Below are 23,999 nucleotides of genomic sequence, written 5' to 3'. Positions count from 1 at the left end.
TGACTAATAATTTTTTCATAGTATATATTGAAAGGAGTATTTATGATTAGTATTGATCTAGCCTTAAAGTACACACCTATTCCAATTTCTGTACACAGAAAAGAAGTTGCAGATGCAGAAATTTTATATCAGGAAATTGTTGCTGCAATGAAATCTTCCCCTCAACTAATCGAACTTACTTGTGAAAAACAAACTGAAAAGAAAGTTGCAGTTATGAGCGATCATGTTGGAGCAGTAATTATTTCTCAAAAAGATAGTAATACTGCAAATGGCAAAGCTCCTGGATTTTTCTCTTTGATAGATACAAAAGATTAGATCAATAATTATTAAGTACGCGATCTACTAAAAAACCTAAATAATATTTTTTCTTATAGATCGCTCTTACATTTGAGCTCTTGTAAAAATAAATCTAGTTATCAAATAAAATATATTTAGTACAAGATAAAGATTTGCTATTTTCACTAGAAAAATTATAAAGGTTATACTACTACCTAATTTAGTAGGAAGTTGTTGAAATGACAATATGACTTATGCTTCATCATATGCTTCAATATCAAGTAAATGTAAATAAGGTTCAGCCAGATCTTGGCGCTGAAAAAGTATTGTTCTTAATACATGCCAGTCTTCGAGAGACTCGAAAGGATTGTTGTAGTCGTCTTGATCTAAACGAGCTACAAGGGCTATTATATCCTGCTCTGTTAAAGCGGAAATATCTTTTTCTGTTAGGTTCATAGTAGTCATTCCGCATTTTCTCCAATGCTGCTTAAAATACAGCCATAATAATTGTAGCTTTATTTTTTTCTCAGGTTTAGTCAATTTATCAAAAATTAATAGTTTTAGGTAAATTAATTTATCTAAAATATATCAAATTCTATATTCAAAATCATTACGATATAATGAATCTCAATTCAAAATAAGTCATATGGGTAATACTTTTGGTAAACTATTTCGTGTTACCACATTTGGAGAATCACATGGAGGAGTAGTTGGGGTAATCATTGATGGTTGTCCTCCATGCTTGGAAATATCTGAAATAGATATTCAAAAAGATTTAAACCGTCGTCGACCAGGTCAAAGTAAAATTACTACTTCTCGCCAAGAAATGGATAATTGTGAAATTGTTTCTGGAATATTTAATGGTTTAACTTTAGGAACTCCTATCACTATTTTGGTTCACAATAAAGATTTTTGTCCGCAAGACTATGATGAGATGAAAAGCAAATTTAGACCATCTCATGCAGATTGGACGTATGAGACAAAATATAAAACTAGGAATTGGCAAGGTGGTGGTAGATCGTCGGCACGGGAAACTATCGGTAGAGTAGCTGCAGGAGCGATCGCAAAGAAAATTCTTAAGCAATTTAACAACGTTGAAATAATTAGTTATGTAAAACAAGTTAAAAACTTAAGAGCAGTAGTAAATCCGAATAAAATTACTTTTGAAGAAATTGAGAATAACTTTATTCGTTGTCCTGATCAAAAGGTTGCTAGACAAATGATTTCTTTAATAGAGGATATTAAGAAAAGCAATGATTCAATAGGAGGAGTTATTGAATGTGTTGTACGTAATTCTCCTCAAGGTTTAGGTGAACCTGTATTTGATAAATTAGAAGCTGACTTGGCTAAAGCTGTAATGTCTTTACCAGCTAGCAAAGGGTTTGAGATAGGCTCAGGATTTAAAGGAACGTTAATGACAGGAAGTCAGCATAATGATGAATTTTATATAGATAGTACTGGAAACATACGTACCAAAACTAATAGATCAGGGGGAATTCAAGGAGGAATTAGTAATGGAGAAAATATTATTATTCGAACTGCATTTAAACCAACGGCAACTATTGGAAAAAAACAAAAAACTGTTACATCTGACAATATAGAGGCAATCTTATCTAGTAAAGGAAGACATGATCCTTGCGTTTTGCCCAGAGCAGTACCTATGGTTGATGCAATGGTAGCTTTGGTTCTATGTGACCATTTATTGCGTTGGCAGGCCCAATGTAAAATATTAAAGTAATATTACTTTGTGTTATTTGTCAAAGTATACTATAACAATTTTTTGTATATGAAAAAAATTACAATCCTAAGACAAGTTTAGCAGTAGAAAAATAAATTAATACCCCTACTACATCAACTATAGTTGTAATAAAAGGAGCCGACATTAAAGCAGGATCTAATCCAAAACTTCTAAAAACAAAGGGTAAGGCTGAACCTGCTATTGAAGCCAAAATTGCAATTATAACTAAACTGATACCTACAGATATAGATACTAGCCAACTTCCTTGAACTCCATAGGCCCAAATTGTAGCTAAAATTCCTAGGATAATTCCTAATAAAGTTCCAGCTGTGAGCTCTCTTAAAATTACTTGTTTAGAGCCAAGATCTCTAATATCGTTCGTATTCAATCCTCTTATCACGACTGTCGAAGATTGAGCCCCAACATTACCTCCAGTGCCTATTAGTAGTGGAATAAAAGCAGTTAAAATTGCCATTTGTTCTATCAAAGCGACTTGAGATTTAATTATCATTCCAGTAACAGTATTTGTAAGTAACAAAATCAATAACCATGCAACCCTCTTCCTTGTAACTGTTAATAAATCTGTTTGAAAATAGTTTTCACCGTCTGATTGAACTCCTCCTAAAGCATAGATATCTTCAGTAGCTTCTTGTTGAATAATATCAATAACATCGTCTACAGTAACTACTCCAACAAGTCTCTGTTCCTTGTCTACAACAGGAACTGCAAATAAGTCATATCTTTGTATTGTTTGTGCAACTTCTTCTTGATCATCGTTAGTGTTAACACAAACAATATCTTTCACCATTATTTTTCCAAGAATGGTATCTGGATGAGATAAAACTAAATCTCTTAAAGAAACAATACCCACAAGATGGCGGAAAGCATCAGTTACATATAGGTAATAAACTATTTCAGAAGAAGTAGCTAAAGTCCTTATATGTTCAAGTGTTCGAGAAACAGTAAAGCTTTGTTTTAAGGAGATATACTCTGGAGTCATAATACGCCCAGCAGTATGTTCCTCATATCCTAGTAATAAAGCTGTTGCTTGCCTTTCTTCAGGACTTAGTTGTTCTAATAAACGTCGAACGATTTTTGCCGGTAGCTCATCAAATAAACGAGCTCGGTCGTCAGGAGACATTCTATCAACTATATCTCTAACTTCCTGTTGCTTAAATTGCTCAAGCAGAGATTGTTGAACTGTAGATTCTAGGTGTTCATAAACAGCAATGGCTTCTTCCTTCGATAATAAGCGAAAAGCAATTACTTGTATTGATTTAGATAAACCTCCAATAGCTTCAGCTATATCTACAGGTTGTACAGATACAAGAATTTTTTTTGCTTCTTGTAAGTTTCCTTGTTTTAATAGTAAAGCTAATTTATTACAGATTAGCTGACGCAACTCTTTACGGGTATTTAATTGCACCATAGTTATAGGTTTATTCAATAGTTATAGATTGAGTCAAAGCCCATTTTGCCTTTTTTTTTACCATGATGACATTAACAAAATTTAACCTTGCCTATAATTTTGTTATCATAATTTTTCATGGAATTCATTAAATCTTTCGATTCATCGTACTATTAACTCTACTATAAATTAACTACATAAATTTTTTACTTAATTATTTAAATTGTTATTAAATATTTGTAAAAACTTTTTATTGAATCTAAACTAAGTATCAATAATAGTAATATTTCGTTATTTAAAGGTCGATTTAAAATCCAACTCATACAACTTATATTTTAGAAACTACAAAAAATATAACAATTAGTTTAAACTAGCCCCACAATAAGGTTATTTTACATTCTGACTGTAGACTTAATATTTTTTACTTATAAAAATTAGGTGGATGAGAAAAAATTAAAATTTTTTCTCATCCACCTAATTACTTTCACTTCTTGCAAACTAAAAGATCAAGTGTCATCTCTTTTTTTAATTGAAGAATTTTATCTTTAAGATATTACTCTATGGGTACATAAGTTGCAGAAAAATCATGAAGAGCTTCAAAACCAACTCTATGACAAAATGTCCCAAAACTTTCATTGTTTTGTTTCTCTTTTTTGAAATAAAAGAACAATGGCTCAATAAAACTTTCTATTTCTTCATCAGGTAATTTATCAATATAAGGTTTAGCTAGTTGAGTTTGATCTGAGTTACCTCCTAGCCAAATTTGATAATTTCCTGGCGCACTACCTACAAATCCTAATTCTGCCATATAGGGCCGTGCACAACCATTTGGGCATCCTGTCATTCTAATAACAATTTTTTCTGAAGATAAATCCAATAAATGTAAGACATTTTGAATACGACTAATTATAGTAGGAAGTATTCTTTCTGATTCTGTTATAGCCAGGCTGCAAGTAGGTAGGGCAGGACAAGCCATAGAATAACGGGTTAAGAAATTTAACTTTTGCGGATCACTGACGATACCATGAGATTTAAGAATCGCTTCAATCTCTACTTTAGAAGTTGAAGCAATATCGTAAAGGATAAGATTATGATTAGCAGTTAAACGTATAGGTAAAAAGTATTTATTATTAATTTCTTTAAGAGCAGTTTTTAAACGAAAATTGTCTTTATCCTGAATTCGACCATTTTCTATAGAGATACCTAAAAATAACTTACCGTCTCCTTGCTCTTGCCAACCAAGATAGTCTTTATATTGCCAATCTGGAAGGGGCTTAAACGGTTCTATTTTTTTGCCTAAGTACTCCTCTATTTTTTTACGAAATGTATTTAAACCCCAGTCTTCAATGAGATATTTCATACGAGCATGACGGCGTTGATTACGATCTCCGTAATCTCGCTGTACAGCTATAATTGACTTCATAAACTCATAAATATCTTGTTTATTTACATAACCAAGAGGATCTGCTAATCGGGGAAAAGTTTCTTCTTTATTATGAGTACGCCCCATTCCTCCGCCTGTAAGAATATTAAAACCAAGTAACTTTTTGTTATTATCTGTAATAACTACCAAACTGACATCATGTGTATATAAATCAATAGAATTATCTCCAGGTACAGTAATACTACATTTAAACTTGCGCGGCATATAGTATTTACCATAAATAGGTTCATCTCCATCATCAAAGAAATTTCCTTGGCTATTCTTTTGACGAGCTTTTACAACTTCAAGAGATTCTTCTGAACTAATAGTTTTTTCACCGTCTAGCCAAATTTCATAATAAGCTGATGTTTGGGGACTTAGTAAGTCAGCTATCTTATCTGCATACTCTCTAGCGTATTCGTATTCTGGATGATTCTTAAAGGGTGCAGGAGGAGACATCACGTTACGATTTAAATCCCCACAGGCACCTAAAGTTGAACCCATATTTTTGACAATTGTTGAAATTGCCAGTTTTAGATTTTTTTTCACAATTCCATGAATCTGGAGTCCTTGACGCGTTGTTATCCTTAAGGTGTGGTTACCATAATTATTACTGAGTTCATCTAAAGCGGCATAAAGCTGAGGAGAAATAAAACCACCTGGGTTACGAGTACGTAACATAAATTGATAGTCTTTTTCTTGCCCTTTTACTCTGTTATCTCTGTTATCTTGCTGGTAAGAACCATGAAATTTAAGAATTTGGACTGCTTCTTCTGTGAAATGAGTACTATTTTCTAATAATTGGGTTGCTAGTGGTTCTCTCAAAAAGTTACTAGTTTCCTTAATTTTTTCTAATTTGGAAACTTTACGGGTGGATGAAACTGGGGTCTTAGCCATTGAAACAAATATTTAAATTCGATAATAATCTAGTTCGTCTCGCTCAGTCAAATTTTAGATGACTCTCTTTATGTTAACTCCTTTATCTCAATTAGTCTTTTAAAAAATGTAATACCACATTATACCTATCAAATTACCTAAACTTAATTATCTATATCTAAGACTTATTTTATAATAAAAACATATATTAGAGATATTATTGTTACTTCTTAAACTAATTAATTTTAAAAGATTCTCTACCTTTCCTAAGATAAAAAAATTAGCTTTTTTAAATGGTTAAGAGTTTAAGGGTTAGTAAAATTTTTATTTTCTATTTTTAAAACCTTAATTAGTTATCATATCCATTAATTAGATATAAAGAAGTATTTTTTTGTATCATTACGTTCTAGTTATACCTTTACTATACTGCTTTACAAAAAAAGGAACTTTATTATTAGTTTATGAAAATACTAAAATTACAACAATTGTTTATTTATCTCGTTCCTTATAAAGCTAGTATATTAATCGGTACACTTTCATTACTAATAGTTAACAGCCTAGGTGTTTATATACCTCTATTAATAAGGGACAACGTCGATAGCTTAAGGTATTCTTTTAATATTTATCAGGTATTTAAAACTGCTATTCTTATTTTCGTATTGGCTTCAATTGCATGGATTATTAGAATGTTGTCTCGATTACTAATTTTTGGAGTAGGACGTGATGTTGAATTTAGTCTAAAGCAAAAGATTTTTCAACATTTATTGACTTTAGAACCAGAATATTTTTCAACACATACATCTGGAGATTTTATTAGTCGTGCAACTAGTGATGTCGATAACATTCGACTTTTGGTAGGTTTTGCCTTACTTAGTTTAATTAATACAATTTTTGTTTATACTCTAACTTTTCCTGTCATGTTGAGTATAAACATCTTACTCAGTATTTGTGCAGTTATTGTTTATCCTTTGATGTTAGTTATAGTAAAGATCTTTAGCAAAAACTTACAGAAACAACAATTAGCTGTACAAAACCAACTATCTATAATTAGCCAATTAATTCAGGAAGATATGAGTAATATATCTTTAATAAAAATTTATGCTCAAGAAAATAGTGAGAAACGAGAGTTTAACTATAGAAACTATCAATTGTTACAAGCTAAATTAAAATTAGCCCAGATTGAAAACTTTTTATTTCCTTTAATTGAAGGATTATCTTATACTAGCTTGCTATTATTGCTAAGCTTTGGAGCATATGAAATTGATCGAAACAATATCAGTATAGGAGATTTTATTGCTTTAATAATTTTAGTTGAACGTTTAGTGTTTCCAACTGCTTTATTAGGATTTACTATTACGGCCTATCAACGAGGAGAAGTTAGTATTGATAGAGTAGAAACTATTTTTAACATAAGACCTAAGGTTAACAATATAGTTAATAATAAATTTTTACCTATTAGCTCTGTTAATGGGACAATAGTAGCAAAAAATCTATCTTACACCTATCCAGGCAAAAAAGATCCAACGATTAGAAATATTAATTTTACTATTAAGCCTGGAGAAATAGTAGCAATTGTAGGCCCTGTTGGTTCTGGTAAAACAACCTTAGCTAATGCGTTGCTTCGCTTGTTAGATATTGAAGCTGGAGAACTTTTCCTAGATAATCATGATTTTACTGAAATTTATTTAAAATCATTAAGAGAAATTATTACCTATGTGCCACAAGATAGTTTCCTATTCAATACTACAATATTAAATAATATTCGTTATGGGGATCCAAGAAAAAATATTTTTGAGGTAATACATACAGCCAAAAAATCTCAAATTCATCAAGAGATTTTAAACTTTCCTCAACAATATGAAACTTTAGTAGGAGAGAGAGGAATTACATTGTCAGGAGGTCAACGTCAACGTGCAGCTCTTGCTCGAGCATTGCTTATGGATTCTCCTATATTAATATTAGATGATGCTCTTTCTAGTGTAGATAATAAAACTGCTACTTGCATTCTTGAAAATCTCTCAAATGAAAAAAAGAAAAGTGTTATCTTTATTTCTCACCAATTATCTGCGGCTGCTCATGCAGATAGAATTTTTGTTATGAATCATGGAGAAATTATACAAATTGGAACTTATAAAACCTTAGTAAATATGCCTGGAATTTTTCAGACTCTATGGCAACAAAATCAACTAATAGAAATTATTGATTAACGATTTTGCTTTTTAAGCAAAAAACAACACTACAAAAACAACTAAAGGTATCTAAGAAATTTGTCATGTCATGTTATCTAGATTTGATATAGAATCGTTAGAGAATATATATTTATAAATGAGGAGAATAATTAAAAATGAACACTGCGATCACTCAGCTGATTTTTCAAACCCTAAATACATTTCTTAATATATACCTTGTATTAATTTTTATCCGTATTTTACTTTCTTGGTTTCAAACTGCAGAGTGGGCATACAATGCCATGTCTTTTTTAAGTCCTATTATTGATCCATACCTTAATATCTTTCGTTCATTTATACCTCCACTAGGTGGTATCGATATTTCTGCAATTTTAGCTATTCTTGCACTACAATTTCTGTCAAGTATTTTAGATAGTTTATCTACATATGGCGCAGTAGGCTTTTGATGAATTTTAAAAATTATTCATATAAAATCTATAAATATTACATTTTTTAACTTTCTAAGGAATTGGTTAATAGGCTAAAAAAAATTATGTTCTAGAATTACTAATTCCTATGATAAGTTTAATTATTAAATTTGTTTATAAGTTATTATCATTGTCGTATTTAATAAATAAAATTCTATCTAGGTATTGTTTTCTAGAGAGATATGCTATGACTATAAGTTATAGGGTTAAAATTTTACTTTCAAGAACTTTAAAAAAATATATAGTTAATCCATTTTTAAAAAATATTTTTTAGAAATCATAAAATAAATAAGGTTGTTAATGTAGTGTATTAAATAAATTACACTACATTAACAACCTTATTTATATCAACTTGATATTAGGCTAATTTAGCCATAGTTAATTGATTATTATTCAGAATTGTTTGTAATTCATCTGAGTCAACTGTTTCTTTTTCTATTAACATTTTTGCTAAGTCATCCAAAACATGACGATTATCTTCCAGTACATTTTTTGCACGCTTATACGCTGTATCTACTAATTGACGAACTTCTTCATCTATGGCAGATGCAGTTTCATTTGAGAAATCTCTATCAGAAGCAATTTCTTTGCCTAAAAATACTCCACCACCATTCTGTCTTCCTAGAGCCACTGGTCCCAATCGATCACTCATACCAAAACGGGTAATCATTTGACGTGCTACTCTTGCTACTTGTTGTAAATCATTAGAGGCACCAGTCGTTACTTCTTCTTCTCCAAAAATAATCTCTTCCGCTACTCTTCCACCTAAGGCAACTGCCATTTGATTTTGTAAATAGGCACGAGAATATAGTCCTGATTCCATTCTTTCCTCACTAGGAGTAAACCAAGTCAGTCCACCTGCTTGACCACGTGGAATAATACTAATTTTTTGTACAGGATCGTAATCAGGCATTAATGCACCTACTAGTGCATGTCCTGCTTCATGGAATGCTACTAATGTTTTTCTTTTTTCACTCATAACCCGATTTTTTTTCTCAGGTCCTGCCAAAACTCTATCAATGGCGTCATTAACCTCATCTGCTGAAATCTCAGTAAGACTACGGCGAGCTGCTAGGATAGCAGCTTCATTTAATAAATTAGAAAGATCAGCTCCTGTAAAACCAGGGGTGCGGCGAGCAATTTTATCTAAATCAACATCTTTAGAAAGAGTTTTTCCTCGAGCATGAACTTGAAGAATCTCTCTTCGACCAGCGTAATCTGGCCTATCGACAACAACTTGACGATCAAAACGACCGGGGCGCAGTAAAGCCGCATCCAAGACATCAGGACGGTTAGTAGCAGCAATTATAATAATTCCTGTGTTGCCTTCAAATCCATCCATTTCTGTCAATAGTTGATTTAAAGTTTGTTCTCTTTCATCATTACCACCACCTAAACCAGCTCCTCTTTGACGACCTACTGCATCTATTTCGTCAATAAAAACAATACAGGGTGCATTAGTTTTGGCTTGCTCAAATAAATCACGAACACGAGAAGCTCCAACTCCAACAAACATCTCCACAAATTCTGAACCAGAAATAGAAAAGAAAGGTACTCCAGCTTCTCCAGCTACTGCTCTTGCTAAAAGAGTTTTACCAGTTCCAGGTGGTCCAACTAAAAGAACTCCTTTAGGAATTTTTGCACCAATAGCAGTAAAACGATCAGCATTTTTGAGAAAATCAACTACTTCAGTTAATTCTAACTTAGCCTGTTCTATACCAGCGACATCACCGAAGGTAACCTGAGTCTGAGGTTCCATTTGGACTCGTGCTTTTGACTTACCAAAATTCATCGCTTGAGAACCAGGTCCATTTTGTGTTCTTCGCAATAGAAAAAAAAGTCCTACCAAAAGCAATATAGGTAAGAAAAGGCTACTAAGAATACGAAACCAGACTCCTTCACTATTTTGCGGTTGAATTATAATATCAACTTTATTTTTAGAAAGAATATTAATCAGTTCTGGATCGTTTGGTAAATTAACCAACGAAGGAGCACCACTACTAGAGCTGGAAACTTTAGCTTGTGTCCTATCTGCGCTTAATATTACCTGTTCAATTTGGTTGTTTTCTACTTGATTAATGAAATCGCTATAGGTAAGATTTTCACGACTCTGAGTATTGCTATTATCTAGAAAAGCAGATACTAATGCTAATATAACAATCAACAAGAGTCCATATAGTCCGGCATTGCGCCATTTTTTGTTATTGTTGTTCACGCTGTCAACCTCTTCTCAAATAGGGTGAAGATAGAATTAAGTAAAATATATCAGGAATAAAAACTTAAGCAGATAATAACGTCTATGACGTAGGAAATCCTTAATAAGAATGCTTGTTAATTTATGTTAACGTTTCTCATGGAAAATTGACTAGCAAATTTTATACTTAAAACAAATATATAGAAAATTTAACTAATTATTTTAGAAAACTATAAGAAAAATTTAACGACTAACGTCTTCGTTTGAAAATTTTTTTCAGTAATTTCGATAAAAAAAATAATGGAACTGCTAATTTACTAAATTACGTTCCATTATTTTATCTATACTTTATGAGATAAAGTAGTTTTTAAAGTAACAATAAGCCAACTAACAAATTTAGTCCAGAATACTTAAAATATACTCGATAGAATCAGAGACAAGTATTATTTTCCCCTATAATTTTTCTAATCAAAATTGAAAGCTAGTTCGTAAAGCTCCAACCCAAATGCTATTGTTTAAGTTGTTGCCATCTGGTTGTAATATTACGTAAAATCCAGGGGTTAAAAGGATATTGTCATTGACTGGATATTTATACTGAGCTTCAATTATGTAAGGAGTATCTTGATCTGGAATAGTCAAGTCTCCTGGAATAGCATCAATCCGCCGAGAGTTAGGTAAAGCACCACCTGCTACTGATAATACAGCTCCATCTTTAAAGAAATCTACTGCAGAAAGAGCAGTCATCCATGACCAGTAATCTGCTCCAAATCCACGACGACTAACTCGTGATGAGTCGTGCCCTTGAGCTCTTGCCAGAGAATATCCAACCCAGGCTGTTAGGTTAAATGTGTTATTAATGCGCCAATTACCATTTGCTCCATAACTATCTCTAATAGTTGGAGCACCTAAAAAGGGATCTCTACCAATACCTCGTCCTATTTTATTTTTAACAGACTTAGAGCGAAAATGATTTTCAACATAACTTCCTGTAGAGGAACTGATGTTAACATCATTAGACTTAAAATAAGAATGAAGGAAATGAAAATTGAATGAAACTGAATCTATTGGCTTAAAGGCTAATTGGCTCCCAGCAGTAAAATTACCATTAAACAAACCGTTGCCAAGAGAAGGTTTATTACCATCTTTGGACAAATAAAGACCTCTAAGTGTGAACATATCATTAATTTTGTATGCAAAACCGCCACCAATTCCTTCTGGTCCTCTCATTGTTAAAGGATCACGACGGATAAATCTTGACAATGCACCTGTACCAGAACTTTTTAAAAAAGGATTACCTTCATCAAAAATATCATTTATTTCTAAATTTTCTGCACCAACCCAAGTCGTAAAATTGCCAGCAGGAAAACGATAGTACAACTTATTAACAACCGCATTACCGTTTTGTTGAGCGTCATGACTTAAACGAGTCATTTCAGTTCCTGTAAACTCTTTAAGGTTTGGAAGACTACCAGCCTGAATACGAGTTCTTAATAGATCCTTCCCCGAAAAAGAAGTACTTAAGAATAACCTTGTTCTATATCCAAAAGTAGCATTATCATCAATACGGCGGCGTTCGGCAGGTAGTGCACCTTGGTTTAATAAATCTTGTTCGCGAAAATCTAGTGCTCTTTCTCCTGCAGCTGAAGAAAGGGTAAATAAAACTTCGCCTTTTAATTTTGTAGTAGTTGAGAATTGGTGGTCTTCAAGAAAAGCAGCTCTTGCTTCAAGGTTACTAATTCTTGCTCCTAAAGCAATTAATTCTTGTTCAAATTCTTGAGATAAACGTTTTAATTTCTCAATATCCTCTCTTAAAACAGCTACATTTTCTTGCAATAATCTTTCGATAGTATTTAGACAAGAATTTAAACCGGCTGCAAATTCATTTCGAGAGGTAGAATGGTTACCTCTAAAAGTGCGATCAGGATAGCCTACTATACAACCATAGCGTTCAACAAGGCTTCTAAGCGCTTCATATGCCCAATCCGTAGGCGAAACGTCTTGTAGCTCAGATATACTAGTTACCTGAGACATATGATTGTTAAAAGTCGTATCTCTAAATTGTTTTATGTTATCCTGGCTGACAGGTATCTTAAGTTGTGGACGATTTTTCAATACGCCTAATGCTTCTTCAGAAGAAACAGTATTTATTTTTGTTTTTTGAGTTTTAAATTCGTTAGTTGTAGCTGTTACCCCTGATGTAACCAAAAGAAAAATTCCTAAAGTTACTGGAATAGTCTTAAAAGATTTAGTCAATAAATTTAACATATATACAATCCTCACACCTAGAAAATGAGTAATTTAACTCAGTGAATACTTAAACTTAAAAGTACCCACTTGTGTATGATAGACTTCTTCAAAAAATCTTACAACGTTCTTAATAATTAGAGCCAATGTTTAAACAAAGTTGCTTTTATAATTTATCAAGGCTAATATTAGCTGCATACTTATCTTAAATTTGGTGCTTATTGTATAGTAAAAATGCCATTAAGTATGGTAAATAGTAGATTTTCTTAATGGCTTATATATACTTTATAGTCGCTTATATATTTTTTCTAGAGTTTACTCACAACATACATGTGAATAAAATGCAATTATATATTGGTTAAAATATATAATTTATTAAAGATATAATATTTTGTTCTTTATGACTAAAATATTTTTTTAGTCATAAAGAACAAAGACATCCTAGTGTGTTTAATTTTCATTTTCATACTTTTTTAAAAAAGTACTTATATTTTTATAATTAAGATACGATAACATTTCAAGTTCTTATATATTTACAAAAAAGTTAATATTGACTTGTTTGCGAGTATCAGTTAATTAAGATAGTAGTTAAGATTACTTAAATAAGTCGTAGAACATAGTAAAAAATTTTCAATACTATTTATAAAATTGGAATGTTCAATAAACTAAAAAATAAGTATCAATCAGTTATTATTTTCAGCATAATATTAGTCGGATTGACTAATACTTTTTTTTTACTTCCTATACTTAAAAAATGGGTAGAGAAGAAGAAATATAATAATATTGAATTACTTTTTCAACAAGATCTTGAAAAAAAATCTATTGTCCTAACCCTAGCAGAAGTTCCTGCAAAGCAAAGAAAAGATATTCTTAAAGAAATTGCTTCTCAAAAAAAGCAATCTATCGAAAGAGCACGTGCACGCTATCTGTTATCTATTGATTTACTTGCGCGATACGAAGGAGGTCTTGCTTTAAGGCAATTAAAAAATCTAGAAAATGAATATCCTATTTTGATGCCTTATATCTTGTTAAAAAGGGCTCGAGGCTATGAGTTAACCAACAACCTTACACAGGCTCAAAAAATTTGGAAAACACTAATTAAAAGATATCCCGTATCTTTTATATCAGCAGAAGCCCATTATCAATTAGGAAAATATGAATCTAAATATTGGGATACAGGAATTATTAAGTTTCCTCAATATCCTAAAATTCAAGAATTAATTTATAAGAGATTGGAAGAAAATCCTAAACAATTTGAATTACTAATATCTCTAGCAAGATATGCCATATATGATAAGAAAGCCAATACTATTCGTAATTATCTAGTTAATAACTACACAAGACATTTACTCCCCAAAGACTGGGAATCTATTGCAAATGGCTACTGGGAAACTCAAGAATACGATAAAGCTTCTTTTGCATATTTGAAAACTAAAAAGAATTCCCACAATCTTTATCGCTTTGCTAGAAGCCAGGAGCTAGAATTTAATGAAAAAAGTCCTGAGAAAATACTGGAAACTTATAAGAAAGTACTCTTAAATTTTCCTGATTCTTTGGAGGCATTACTTTCACTAAAAAGATTAGTAGTATTGTTACCTCCTGAAATTGCTCTTGATTATCTTGATAAAATTATTGCAAAGTCTACTGTATATACTCCAGAAATCCTTTCATACAAAGCAAATCTATTGCAAAAGTTAAACCACACTGATGAAGCAGAAAAAATTTATCAGTTGTTAATTTTTAAATATCCCCATCATAAGTTGGCAGCTATATATCGCTGGAAAATTGTTAAAGAAGCCGTTAATGCAAAGAACGTTATAAAAGCTAAGGCATGGGCAAAATCGATTTTTATTGACAATGTAGATAGTTCGATGGCCCCAAAAGCTGGATTTTGGCTAGGTAAATGGGAAAAGCAATTAGGTAATTTTCAACAGTCTAGACTGGTATTCCAAAGTGTAATTAAAAATTACCCTCACTCTTATTACGCTTGGCGTTCTGCAATTCAATTAGGATGGAATGTAGGAGATTTTAATAACTTACGTCAAATATTTCCTGTAGTTAGTCAACCTATTTCACGGCCAATTCCCCCCTCTGGATCTGAAATATTTAAAACTCTATACCGTTTAGGACAAGATAATGACGCATTACTGCTCTTCAAAACAGAAATCAATCAAAGTTATAATCTTAATACTAAGCAAGGATTTACTGATGCTTTACTAAAACTAACCTACGGGAAAAATCTTCAATCTATTAATCAGATATGGAATCTTCAAAATAAGAATAGTTTTCTTGAAAAACAAGAATGGCAAAATCTTCGAAAAAAAGATCAATATTGGCGAGCTTTATTTCCACTTCATTTTTATAAATCTATAATTCTCTGGTCCAAGCACTATACATTAAATCCTTTATTGATTATGTCTATAATGCGTCAAGAATCTCGATTTGATAATAGTAGCAAATCACCTGTAGGAGCAACAGGAATAATGCAAGTAATGCCAATCACCGGGGAATGGATAGCTAACCAAGTGAATATTAAACATTACCATTTAGAAAATTTGAATGATAATATTTTTCTAGGAATTTGGTATTTAAACTATACTCATAAAAAGTATAATGATAATTCCTTATTGGCTGTTGCAAGCTATAACGCAGGACCAAACAATGTATCAAATTGGGTAAAACAATATAACACTAGGGATCCTGATCTTTTCGTGGAAGAAATTCCATTTCAAGAGACTAAAGAGTATGTTAAATCAGTATTTAGTAACTATTGGAATTACTTACGTATCTATGATCAAGAAACTTATTTACGATTTAAACAATATTAATAAAATATATTTCTCTTCAAAGAATTGACAGGTTAACTTAAATAGATAACGAATAGTTTATCTCGAAGAGGTATTGCTAAAATTAATCATAAACTTTGTAGATATAAAAATTCTCTTCTATGACATGATTAGCTATTTTTTAAATAAATAATTACACCTACTATTCTTTTCTTTATAGGGACATTCCAACAAAATAATATTTTGTTTTCTATCGCTTGCCCTACAATTAACAAATCCATTATGGTTAATATCAACACCATCACAATTAATGGTGTCAAGACTATATCCTCTAGAAAATAATCGTAGTTTTTTTTCAGCAAATTGTCTAATATGACGACTTTGTGAATTTTCTGTAAGATTGGATATTCCAATAATAAAAATGATAATTACGACAAGACTGGTAATTGTGATATTCATCAAATTTACAATGGATTTAATATCATTTTTTAAGTTATTCATTGTAGTGCTTATAAAAACCTCATACGAGAATAATTAATTCTTAGTAAACCTATTATGTATTTTTCTAGAAATATTGTCTTTTCTATAGTGTTTATTTCAAAGAAAAGTTGTTTGAATACAACAAAAACAAATTTCTAAGCTATATATTCTGAAAAGTACTTAATTCTAATTAGTAATAGATACTAAAGCAATAATATTAGTTTATATTTTTTAGTAATTACTGCTACCATAGCGCCTTTGACTAAAAATCAAATTCAAACGTTTTCTATACTAATATATAACTTTTTTAAAGGTCATTATCATACCAAAAATATTTTTTACGTAATCTAAATTACGGTTAAAGAACCCAGTATCTATAGCTTATATATTTATAAATACATACATCAATATTAAAAACATATATTCAAATTAATAATACTTAAGATATTTGCTTTTATTATTAAATCAATATATCTGTACACGATATATTAATTATTTTATCTTACAAACTAATACTACTAAATGTATAGAAAAATATGAACTTTTAATAATAAAGCTTACTTCTCTACATTGTGATAATATTCCTATTATTAAAACAACTAACTTGCTTAGGATGTAAATCTATTATTCTAAAGTATCTATTTTGTAACGACGAGGAAATTTAATAATGGAAAGAGGGCTTATGTGGTTGCCTTTGCTCGTATTTTTTAGTTGGTTAACTTGGAATGGGTGGAATGAATATCAAAAGCTAGAAGCTTATAGTCTATGGTCAAAAGGCTTTGATACAGCTAAATATGATATATATTCTGTTATCGGACTTAAAAATAAACAAGTAACTTGGGGTCAACCGAAAAGAAACATTCCAAATAATTTGCCTAGTTTTTCTTTAAATGATGTTCAATCAGTAACATTATTGATTAATAATAATGTTGCTGATTTAGATAACTTACCTAAAAAAGGGATAGCTCTAATACGGTTTATTTTTAAAAAATCAGATGAACCCACTATTACAATTCCGTTTACTGATATTTCTCTAGCGGCACAATGGACAGGATATCTAGATAATCTTAGACTTAAGGAATAAACTTAATATATTTTACATTTCGGAATATTAGATAACAAGTTAATTTATTATTAAAGCAATTTGTTTTGCATAATAATTTTTTTGTTAGATTTAGATATGGTTCAAGTTAAAGAAATTGGGGGAAGATGATCTACCCAATTTCCCAAATACTTTAATTTACATTCCAGGTAAATTTAGTCCACTAGTAAGAACTTCCATTTTTTCCCTCATTGTTTCCGTTGATTTATTATAGGCGTCTCTCATTGCCATTGTTACAAGTTCAGATAAAGCATTAGGATCTTTGTCCATAGCACTTGGACTAATAATAACTTCACGAGGTTCTTGATTTCCACTAATGATTACTGTAACTAACTTGGTTTCGTCACTATAACCCTCAATGCCCATTTTCTCTAGTTCCTCTTGAAGCTGTTGTGCCCCAGCTTGAACTTGTTGTGCTTTCTTAAAGGCTTCTTGAAGTTCTTTAATTTTTCCTAATCCAAATCCAAAACCTTTTCCTTTTTCTTGTGACATATTTTTTAAATAATATTGAATAGAACTAAATTAATGATCATAATCTCTTCGAGAAAGCTCTTATATTTACTAGTTTCTCAATTATAGAGACTACTTATTCCTGGTTTATCGTAGCATAAAGATATAAATTGATTTTAGAGCAATAGAGTTATTCTTGTTGACTTATTATCACTAAGCTACTGCTTTATACTTGGTGTACTTGCTAGTATTCTTCTCTGCAAGTAATATTCGGAAAAAGCTTTAATTTTCTTATATTTATACTGAAAAATCATTTAAGTAAGTATTGTTTATTTTGAATAATAACAAATACAAATTTACAAGAATATATAAGAATTTATAAATAGCCTTCATAGAATATATTCTGATTAATAAAAAGAACATAAAGTTTCTATATCAATAAAGATAATTTTTTGATTTACTAAAAACAGTATTGAGATCATCGCAGCTGTTCTTAATAAATCAAAAAGTTATATTAGGGCCTAATTTCAGCAAATATTTTTTCTAAAATTTCTGTTGCACCTGCATTACGCAGAGAGACAGACAACTGATATCCTAGATTTTCTGCTTGTTCTATATGACCGGAAACAGTATCTTTTAGCATAGTTTTTCCATCCAGACTTGCTACCATTCCAGTTAAAGTCAATATATTACATTCTATTTTAGTACTAACTCCGATAGGAACTTGACATCCTCCCTCTAATGCTCTTAAGAATGAACGTTCTCCTATACAGCGGTAATGGGTTTCTGAATGTTGTAAAACGTTAAGTAATTCTAAGGTTTTAGAGTCATTTGCTCTACATTCTATACCTAAAGCACCTTGTCCCACAGCATGTAAAGAAATATCTTCCGGAATAATTTGATGAATTCTGCTATCCATATTTAAACGTTTTAATCCTGCTACGGCAAGAACAATAGCGTCATAGTCTCCAGCATCTAGTTTGGCCAGACGGGTATTAACATTACCACGAATATCTTTGAAAATTAAATGGGGATAATGGTAGCGAAGCTGAGCCAAGCGTCTAAGGGATGATGTCCCAATTACTGACCCTTCTGGTAAAGTAGATAAATTGTTGGCTTTGTATTTTTCATTAATTACGAGAGCGTCCGCAGGATTCTCTCTTTCTGTTATACAGCCTAGTATTAAACCTTCTGGCAAATTGGTTGGAAGATCTTTTAGTGAATGAACTGCAAAATCTATTCGATTTTGCAGCATAGCTATTTCCAACTCTTTTGTAAATAGTCCTTTATCTCCAATTTTTGCAAGGGCAACATCTAAAATATTATCTCCTTGTGTACTCATGGTTTCTATTTGAAACTCATAATTAGGATAATACTTTCGTAGTTGCTCTTCTATCCAATAAGTCTGTACCAATGCTAATTGACTTTTTCGAGAACCAATACGAATTAAACGATTAGAAACAACCATAGAAAACAAGGTATTACTTAAATGTAAGTATAAAAATTAGATGAGTACAGGTTATCGCAGTCTTCGTTTGTAGTTAATAGATAAAAGTAACCACATAGAAAAAATTTATATTTCTTTACAAAGAAGAATAAGTAACTTTATAGATACCTGATCTATAAATAATTGTATAAGATATCATTAATTTAACAATCCATAACTTCTGGTTCTAAATACAAAATCAACAGATGCAGTATAGTTATTCGTTAATTTTTAAAGTAATAAATTTACGAAATCTTAATAAGGTATGAGATGTCATTTTTTTCAACTTCTCACCATAGTTGAGAGTAATTCTTGAAATAAATTGCAAGAAAAGAATGCTAAGTTTATCTTTTTCGATGAGACTATACAATAAAAGCTTCATTGTATCTACTCCATGTAGCTTTTGTTTAGGACCTGATTTTTATAAAGTCTTATCAAAAATCAGTAAAAGTCAAATGTATATATATAAATTCTACTAATATGAATTTCAGAAATCTTTATATAAAAATGAAAATATATTCGGTAATTAATAATTGAAGATATTATAATTAATAACTTAAATGATCAGTTGAAAAATAATTACTAAAAAATATTACTTGCCATCAAATTCAGAAAAATTGAAAATCATTTAGAACTTTTTTTATTTTTTTTGAATTATTTGGCGAATCGTCTATACAATCTGTAATAATCTAGAAAAGTAGTATCTGTTTTATCTACATTTGTTAGTAAATGAAATGAAATCAGATTTTGGTAATCTATTTGGATATATTAACTTTACTAAAGGAAAATTAGTTTTGAAGAGAACAGGTCCACATAACAAAATCAAGTCTTATTAATAGCATGAAAGATTATGAAGAAACTATTTTCCTAATCTGCTTAAGGCTGAAATATATAACTCTTAAAATGAGAGTTAACTAAAAATTTTATCAACTCAATTACTGGAGGTACATCCTAAAATGTCTATTCGCTTATATGTAGGTAATTTACCTAAAGAAAATATTGAACGCCAAACTCTGGAAGAACTATTTGTCGATGCTGGTGACACCATATCGATCAAAGTTATTAAAGAACGTAAAACAGGAAAATGTCGAGGCTTTGCGTTCGTCACTGTTCTTACAGATGAATTAGCTGATGCGTTTATTGAAAAATATAATGGTCAATCTTTTATGGAAAACCCACTTAAGATCGAAAAAGCTCTTCCTAGGGCTAAAGGAAAAGAGTCTTCAGATGAAAGTACTGATAGTAAGCCTATGCCTAACAAAGCTAAAAAAAGTACCAATAAAAAGCGTGATAATCGAACTCAATCATCAAATGGAAATTCTGGAAATGAAGGTTTTCAGCCTGATCCTCGTTGGGCAGAACAATTAACTCAACTGAAACAAATGTTAGCAACATCTTCCAAAAGTTAGAGAGTAATAGATAAATGATAAATAAGGGATGGATTTATGAGCTAAAGGCTGCCTCATCCCCTATCGTTTATTGAATTTAAGAAATTCAATAGTAGAATTTAATCAACTTCAAAGGAGTTAATAGATGACTGATCCAATAGTAATTATGAAACAGCAAGTAGGGAAAGCTGCTGCTGAATATATTGAGTCTAATTCCATTATAGGTTTAGGTACAGGATCTACGACTGCTTATGCCATAGAGCATATTGGGAAACGTTTGCAATCTGGCAGTTTGAAAAACATTATAGGTATTACGACATCATTTCAAGCAGAAGTTTTAGCTAAAAAATATAATATTCCCCTCAGTACTTTAGATATGGTAGACCATATCGATATTGCTATTGATGGTGCAGACGAGGTTGATCCGAGGAAAAATCTTATTAAGGGTGGTGGTGCTGCCCACACTCAAGAAAAAATTGTTGATAGTCTTGCCAAAAAGTTTATTGTAGTAGTTGATGGTAACAAAATAGTAGATTCGCTAGGTTCTACTGTTCCAGTACCGGTTGAAGTAATCCCCAAGGCTCTTACCCCAGTAATGGAGAAACTGAAAGAACTTGGAGGTAACCCTGATTTACGAATGGGTATTAGAAAAGCTGGACCAATCGTTACAGATCAAGGTAATTTAATCATCGATACTAAATTTGACTATATCGATGATCCAAAGAGTTTAGAAACAATAATTAATAATATTCCAGGTGTTCTAGACAATGGCCTATTCGTTGGTGTGGCAAATTTAATTTTAATAGGTGAAATTGTTGACAATATTCCTGTAGTAAGAGAATTTTAAAAGTATAATCTCGCGATCCCATTGAAAAACTTAATTCCGAGCTCACTTTTATGACGACTATTGCGCTCAATCTAATTTGTTTAATACAATAATTACTTGTTAGGAGGAAATTAAGAAGAGAGCTTGGTGATAGTTAAGCAAAATAGGCATGGGGGTACTTTAAGTTTTTAAGAAAGATAAAACTTAAATATATTTACTTTACTATTATCTGAATAGGATAATTTTGAATCCAGGGTGCAGGAGTTGAACCTGCCTTGCACGAATTATGAGTTCGTTGCCTCAACCGCTCGGCCAACCCTGGAATTAGCTTGAATCTATTTCAAGTTAGTACATTATAGCGCAATAATGAATAGATAGAAATATTTGCGTCAGTATTCCACTAAATTATTATAATCAAGAAAAATTTTGTATTATGTAATCAACACGATGAAAACAAATTCAACTGTGAAGCTTACAGTATTATTATCACTGCTTATGTTAGGTACCGGTATAGTAGGGGCTTATTTCTCTTATGAAGCAGGTTCTCAAGCTCTTAAAGGAGTAAATCAATTAAGTACTAATCCCAGTAAAAAACTGATAGATACTTCTAATACATTTACTAAACCTACTAAGTTTAAGCCTATGGATGAAAAAACTGTATTAAGTAAAGTCTACGACTATACTAATCAAAAGAAAGAATTAGTAAGTTTTCAGAAAAATAAATTTCAAAAAGATAATATTCAGAATATTTATAATAAAACTTCACAAAGTTTACCTTTGCAGGTTGTAGATCAAGAGGTGATTTTAGAAATAAAAGAAGCTTTAAATGATGGAGAAACAATGCTTTTAAAAATTAATTTACAGAATAGAGGAGCTGATGAGATTAAATTTCTTTATAGCTCTTTAGAAATTCATGATGATCAGAGGTATTCTCTTGGAGCAATCATAAGAGGCCTTCCAGATGTTTTACCACCTAAGAGTAATGTTTTTAGTGGAGAAATAAGAATTCCGAACTTCTCTGTTAAGGGAAGTACAACTCTATCTTTAAAATTAACCAATTATCCTGATAGAAAGCTCAAGTTCAATATAAATAATATTCCTGTGATCTGATAATTGTTATTAATTATCACATTTGAGATATGTCAACTTCAGATATTTTAATAAGGGTTTTATCAGTTTTCTTGCTTATAGTTATCAATGCATTTTTTGTTACAGCAGAATTTTCAATGGTTTCGGTTAGGAGATCAAGAATTAGTCAATTAGTTAAAGCTGGAGATATTCAAGCACAAACAGTTCAATCTTTACAGCGTAGCCTTGATCGTTTGCTATCGACAACACAACTAGGTATAACACTTTCTAGCTTAGCCTTAGGATGGGTTGGAGAAAGTGTTATGGCTCAGTTAATAATAGAAGTGTTAACAAAATTGCCATTTCCCAGATTTATAAGTATAAGTTTGTCTCATAGTATTGCTATACCTTTTGCTTTTCTATTTTTAGCTTACTTGCAAATTATTTTGGGAGAATTATGCCCTAAGTCACTATCCTTATTATATTCTGAACAGTTAGCTAGATTTTTAGGACCTTCAATTAGAGTTATATCTCAGATCTTTAATCCTTTTATTTGGATTTTAAATCAATCAACACGCTTTTTATTACGTAGTATAGGAATTAGATATACAGGAGAGGAAAGATATAGTCAGGTTACTCCTGAAGAATTGCAACTCATCATATCTACAGAAGGAGAATCAACAGGCTTAGAGGCTCAGGAGAGAGCTTTACTTAAAAATATTTTTGAATTTGGTACAGTTACAACAATGGAGGTGATGGTTCCTCGTACTCAATTAATTGCTGTTTCTGAAACCACTACTTTTGAGGAATTATTAGAAGAAGTAACTACAACTGGACATTCTCGTTATCCAATCAAAGGTGATTCTCTTGATGATATTTTAGGCATTATAGATTTTAAAGACTTGGCTGAGCCTTTAGCAAAAGGAGAATTAAGTTCAAATTCTTTTCTTTGTGACTGGGCCAAACCAGTGAAATTTGTTTCAGAATCAATGCCTCTTGATGAGTTATTATCTTTGATGCAAAGGTCACAGCTGAAAATGGTAATCATAGTAGATGAATTTGGAGGAACGTCTGGACTAATTACAATACAAGATGTAATTGAAGAAATTTTAGGTAACGATTCAGAAGATATAACTGAGAAAAAAGAGATATTGAAAATAATTGATGAAAATAATTTTTTAATAGAGGCTCAATTAAATTTAGAAGAACTCAATAATGTGTTAGGGCTTAACTTACCTTTGATAGATGAATATCAGACTTTAGGAGGATTTTTATCATATCAGTGGCAAAAAATTCCTATACAAGGAGAAACATTAAAGTATGATAATTTGTTGTTTACTGTCGTTAAGTCTGAAGGTCCACGACTAAGACAAATTCATATTCAAAGACAATCTTCTATTAATTACGATCTTTTAGCTAAAAATGTAAGCAGTTCAGAAAATTGTGATGATCTAGAGATACAAAGCAGTTATGATGGAGAATAGGAGATTCGAACTCCTGGCCTCTGCGGTGCGATCGCAGCACTCTACCAACTGAGCTAATTCCCCATTTTATTTTGAAAAAATACATTAGTAAAAAGCATTAATACATATGCTTTT

General features: G+C 31.1%; 18 protein-coding genes and 2 tRNA genes. 10 read left to right on the top strand and 10 right to left on the bottom strand.

Annotation, left to right across the window (positions count from 1 at the left end):
* Window positions 1-42 precede the first annotated feature (42 nt).
* Entirely contained in the window at window positions 43-315 is a 273-nt protein-coding gene (locus tag LPC16_RS00170) for a UPF0367 protein family (RefSeq protein ID WP_040054821.1), read from the top strand.
* Window positions 316-528: 213 nt separating this feature from the next.
* On the opposite strand, the gene isiD is transcribed toward LPC16_RS00170, so the two are convergent.
* The gene (isiD, locus tag LPC16_RS00165; RefSeq protein ID WP_040054822.1) at window positions 529-741 is read right to left on the bottom strand and encodes a protein IsiD; all 213 of its coding nucleotides are present in this window, start codon (window positions 739-741) and stop codon (window positions 529-531) included.
* A 181-nt stretch (window positions 742-922) separates the two neighbouring features.
* Between isiD and aroC the strand changes: the two genes are divergently transcribed.
* Window positions 923-2,014, top strand: a complete 1,092-nt coding sequence (gene aroC / locus LPC16_RS00160) for a chorismate synthase (RefSeq protein ID WP_040054823.1) — start codon at window positions 923-925, stop codon at window positions 2,012-2,014.
* Window positions 2,015-2,072: 58 nt separating this feature from the next.
* Here aroC and mgtE read toward each other — a convergent pair whose 3' ends face one another.
* On the bottom strand, window positions 2,073-3,461 hold the full coding sequence (gene mgtE / locus LPC16_RS00155; RefSeq protein ID WP_040054824.1) for a magnesium transporter: 1,389 nt from the start codon (window positions 3,459-3,461) through the stop codon (window positions 2,073-2,075).
* 514 nt (window positions 3,462-3,975) lie between these two features.
* A complete protein-coding gene (sir, locus tag LPC16_RS00150; protein ID WP_229637301.1) occupies window positions 3,976-5,742 on the bottom strand; it encodes a sulfite reductase, ferredoxin dependent in 1,767 nt (588 codons plus the stop codon).
* Window positions 5,743-6,182: 440 nt separating this feature from the next.
* Here sir and LPC16_RS00145 point away from each other — a divergent pair, with 440 nt between their 5' ends.
* A complete protein-coding gene (locus LPC16_RS00145) occupies window positions 6,183-7,928 on the top strand; it encodes an ABC transporter ATP-binding protein (protein ID WP_229637300.1) in 1,746 nt (581 codons plus the stop codon).
* A 137-nt stretch (window positions 7,929-8,065) separates the two neighbouring features.
* Window positions 8,066-8,356, top strand: coding sequence for a YggT family protein (locus tag LPC16_RS00140; protein WP_040054827.1), 291 nt, complete (start codon window positions 8,066-8,068; stop codon window positions 8,354-8,356).
* Between the two features lie 379 nt (window positions 8,357-8,735).
* Here LPC16_RS00140 and ftsH3 read toward each other — a convergent pair whose 3' ends face one another.
* On the bottom strand, window positions 8,736-10,592 hold the full coding sequence (gene ftsH3 / locus LPC16_RS00135; RefSeq protein ID WP_229637299.1) for an ATP-dependent zinc metalloprotease FtsH3: 1,857 nt from the start codon (window positions 10,590-10,592) through the stop codon (window positions 8,736-8,738).
* Window positions 10,593-11,039: 447 nt separating this feature from the next.
* A complete protein-coding gene (locus tag LPC16_RS00130; RefSeq protein ID WP_040054829.1) occupies window positions 11,040-12,836 on the bottom strand; it encodes an iron uptake porin in 1,797 nt (598 codons plus the stop codon).
* A gap of 632 nt (window positions 12,837-13,468) precedes the next feature.
* Here LPC16_RS00130 and LPC16_RS00125 point away from each other — a divergent pair.
* The gene (locus tag LPC16_RS00125) at window positions 13,469-15,643 is read left to right on the top strand and encodes a lytic transglycosylase domain-containing protein (RefSeq protein ID WP_229637298.1); all 2,175 of its coding nucleotides are present in this window, start codon (window positions 13,469-13,471) and stop codon (window positions 15,641-15,643) included.
* Window positions 15,644-15,775: 132 nt separating this feature from the next.
* Here the strand turns inward: LPC16_RS00125 and LPC16_RS00120 are convergent, their stop codons facing one another.
* Complete coding sequence (locus tag LPC16_RS00120; RefSeq protein WP_229637297.1) at window positions 15,776-16,102, bottom strand: hypothetical protein; 327 nt, start codon at window positions 16,100-16,102, stop codon at window positions 15,776-15,778.
* Between the two features lie 646 nt (window positions 16,103-16,748).
* Between LPC16_RS00120 and LPC16_RS00115 the strand changes: the two genes are divergently transcribed.
* On the top strand, window positions 16,749-17,165 hold the full coding sequence (locus LPC16_RS00115; RefSeq protein ID WP_040054832.1) for a hypothetical protein: 417 nt from the start codon (window positions 16,749-16,751) through the stop codon (window positions 17,163-17,165).
* Window positions 17,166-17,321: 156 nt separating this feature from the next.
* On the opposite strand, the gene LPC16_RS00110 is transcribed toward LPC16_RS00115, so the two are convergent.
* Together LPC16_RS00110 and hemC are read right to left on the bottom strand one after the other, a co-directional pair.
* Window positions 17,322-17,675, bottom strand: coding sequence for a YbaB/EbfC family nucleoid-associated protein (locus tag LPC16_RS00110; RefSeq protein WP_229637296.1), 354 nt, complete (start codon window positions 17,673-17,675; stop codon window positions 17,322-17,324).
* Between the two features lie 472 nt (window positions 17,676-18,147).
* Window positions 18,148-19,101: a hydroxymethylbilane synthase gene (gene hemC, locus LPC16_RS00105; protein WP_229637295.1), complete on the bottom strand. Its 954-nt coding sequence runs from the start codon at window positions 19,099-19,101 to the stop codon at window positions 18,148-18,150.
* Between the two features lie 974 nt (window positions 19,102-20,075).
* On the opposite strand from hemC, the gene LPC16_RS00100 reads away from it, so the two are divergent.
* Together LPC16_RS00100 and rpiA are read left to right on the top strand one after the other, a co-directional pair.
* The gene (locus LPC16_RS00100) at window positions 20,076-20,528 is read left to right on the top strand and encodes an RNA recognition motif domain-containing protein (protein WP_229637294.1); all 453 of its coding nucleotides are present in this window, start codon (window positions 20,076-20,078) and stop codon (window positions 20,526-20,528) included.
* 124 nt (window positions 20,529-20,652) lie between these two features.
* Window positions 20,653-21,354 (top strand): ribose-5-phosphate isomerase RpiA, encoded by a 702-nt coding sequence (gene rpiA, locus LPC16_RS00095; RefSeq protein WP_229637293.1) that lies wholly within the window; start codon window positions 20,653-20,655, stop codon window positions 21,352-21,354.
* Between the two features lie 228 nt (window positions 21,355-21,582).
* On the opposite strand, the gene LPC16_RS00090 is transcribed toward rpiA, so the two are convergent.
* Window positions 21,583-21,655: transfer RNA gene (locus tag LPC16_RS00090), tRNA-Ile, on the bottom strand.
* Between the two features lie 125 nt (window positions 21,656-21,780).
* On the opposite strand from LPC16_RS00090, the gene LPC16_RS00085 reads away from it, so the two are divergent.
* Window positions 21,781-22,443 (top strand): hypothetical protein, encoded by a 663-nt coding sequence (locus LPC16_RS00085; protein ID WP_229637292.1) that lies wholly within the window; start codon window positions 21,781-21,783, stop codon window positions 22,441-22,443.
* A gap of 29 nt (window positions 22,444-22,472) precedes the next feature.
* A complete protein-coding gene (locus LPC16_RS00080) occupies window positions 22,473-23,885 on the top strand; it encodes a hemolysin family protein (RefSeq protein WP_229637291.1) in 1,413 nt (470 codons plus the stop codon).
* Here LPC16_RS00080 and LPC16_RS00075 read toward each other — a convergent pair.
* Window positions 23,876-23,948 (bottom strand) — tRNA-Ala (locus tag LPC16_RS00075). The genes LPC16_RS00080 and LPC16_RS00075 overlap by 10 nt on opposite strands.
* Window positions 23,949-23,999: the final 51 nt, after the last annotated feature.

This window comes from cyanobacterium endosymbiont of Braarudosphaera bigelowii (assembly GCF_020885515.1).
Classification (GTDB): domain Bacteria; phylum Cyanobacteriota; class Cyanobacteriia; order Cyanobacteriales; family Microcystaceae; genus Atelocyanobacterium; species Atelocyanobacterium thalassa_A.
Note: the sequence above shows the minus strand (reverse complement) of the source record. Positions and strands in the feature narration are given on the sequence as shown.

What these genes read in the sequence shown, in the direction of transcription:
- LPC16_RS00170 (WP_040054821.1), top strand. Translation starts at nt 43, where the DNA reads ATGATTAGTATTGATCTAGCCTTAAAGTACACACCTATTCCAATTTCT.
- isiD (WP_040054822.1), bottom strand. Translation starts at nt 741, where the DNA reads ATGACTACTATGAACCTAACAGAAAAAGATATTTCCGCTTTAACAGAG.
- aroC (WP_040054823.1), top strand. Translation starts at nt 923, where the DNA reads ATGGGTAATACTTTTGGTAAACTATTTCGTGTTACCACATTTGGAGAA.
- sir (WP_229637301.1), bottom strand. Translation starts at nt 5,742, where the DNA reads ATGGCTAAGACCCCAGTTTCATCCACCCGTAAAGTTTCCAAATTAGAA.
- LPC16_RS00145 (WP_229637300.1), top strand. Translation starts at nt 6,183, where the DNA reads ATGAAAATACTAAAATTACAACAATTGTTTATTTATCTCGTTCCTTAT.
- LPC16_RS00140 (WP_040054827.1), top strand. Translation starts at nt 8,066, where the DNA reads ATGAACACTGCGATCACTCAGCTGATTTTTCAAACCCTAAATACATTT.
- LPC16_RS00130 (WP_040054829.1), bottom strand. Translation starts at nt 12,836, where the DNA reads ATGTTAAATTTATTGACTAAATCTTTTAAGACTATTCCAGTAACTTTA.
- LPC16_RS00125 (WP_229637298.1), top strand. Translation starts at nt 13,469, where the DNA reads ATGTTCAATAAACTAAAAAATAAGTATCAATCAGTTATTATTTTCAGC.
- LPC16_RS00120 (WP_229637297.1), bottom strand. Translation starts at nt 16,102, where the DNA reads ATGAATAACTTAAAAAATGATATTAAATCCATTGTAAATTTGATGAAT.
- LPC16_RS00115 (WP_040054832.1), top strand. Translation starts at nt 16,749, where the DNA reads ATGGAAAGAGGGCTTATGTGGTTGCCTTTGCTCGTATTTTTTAGTTGG.
- LPC16_RS00110 (WP_229637296.1), bottom strand. Translation starts at nt 17,675, where the DNA reads ATGTCACAAGAAAAAGGAAAAGGTTTTGGATTTGGATTAGGAAAAATT.
- hemC (WP_229637295.1), bottom strand. Translation starts at nt 19,101, where the DNA reads ATGGTTGTTTCTAATCGTTTAATTCGTATTGGTTCTCGAAAAAGTCAA.
- LPC16_RS00100 (WP_229637294.1), top strand. Translation starts at nt 20,076, where the DNA reads ATGTCTATTCGCTTATATGTAGGTAATTTACCTAAAGAAAATATTGAA.
- rpiA (WP_229637293.1), top strand. Translation starts at nt 20,653, where the DNA reads ATGACTGATCCAATAGTAATTATGAAACAGCAAGTAGGGAAAGCTGCT.
- LPC16_RS00085 (WP_229637292.1), top strand. Translation starts at nt 21,781, where the DNA reads ATGAAAACAAATTCAACTGTGAAGCTTACAGTATTATTATCACTGCTT.
- LPC16_RS00080 (WP_229637291.1), top strand. Translation starts at nt 22,473, where the DNA reads ATGTCAACTTCAGATATTTTAATAAGGGTTTTATCAGTTTTCTTGCTT.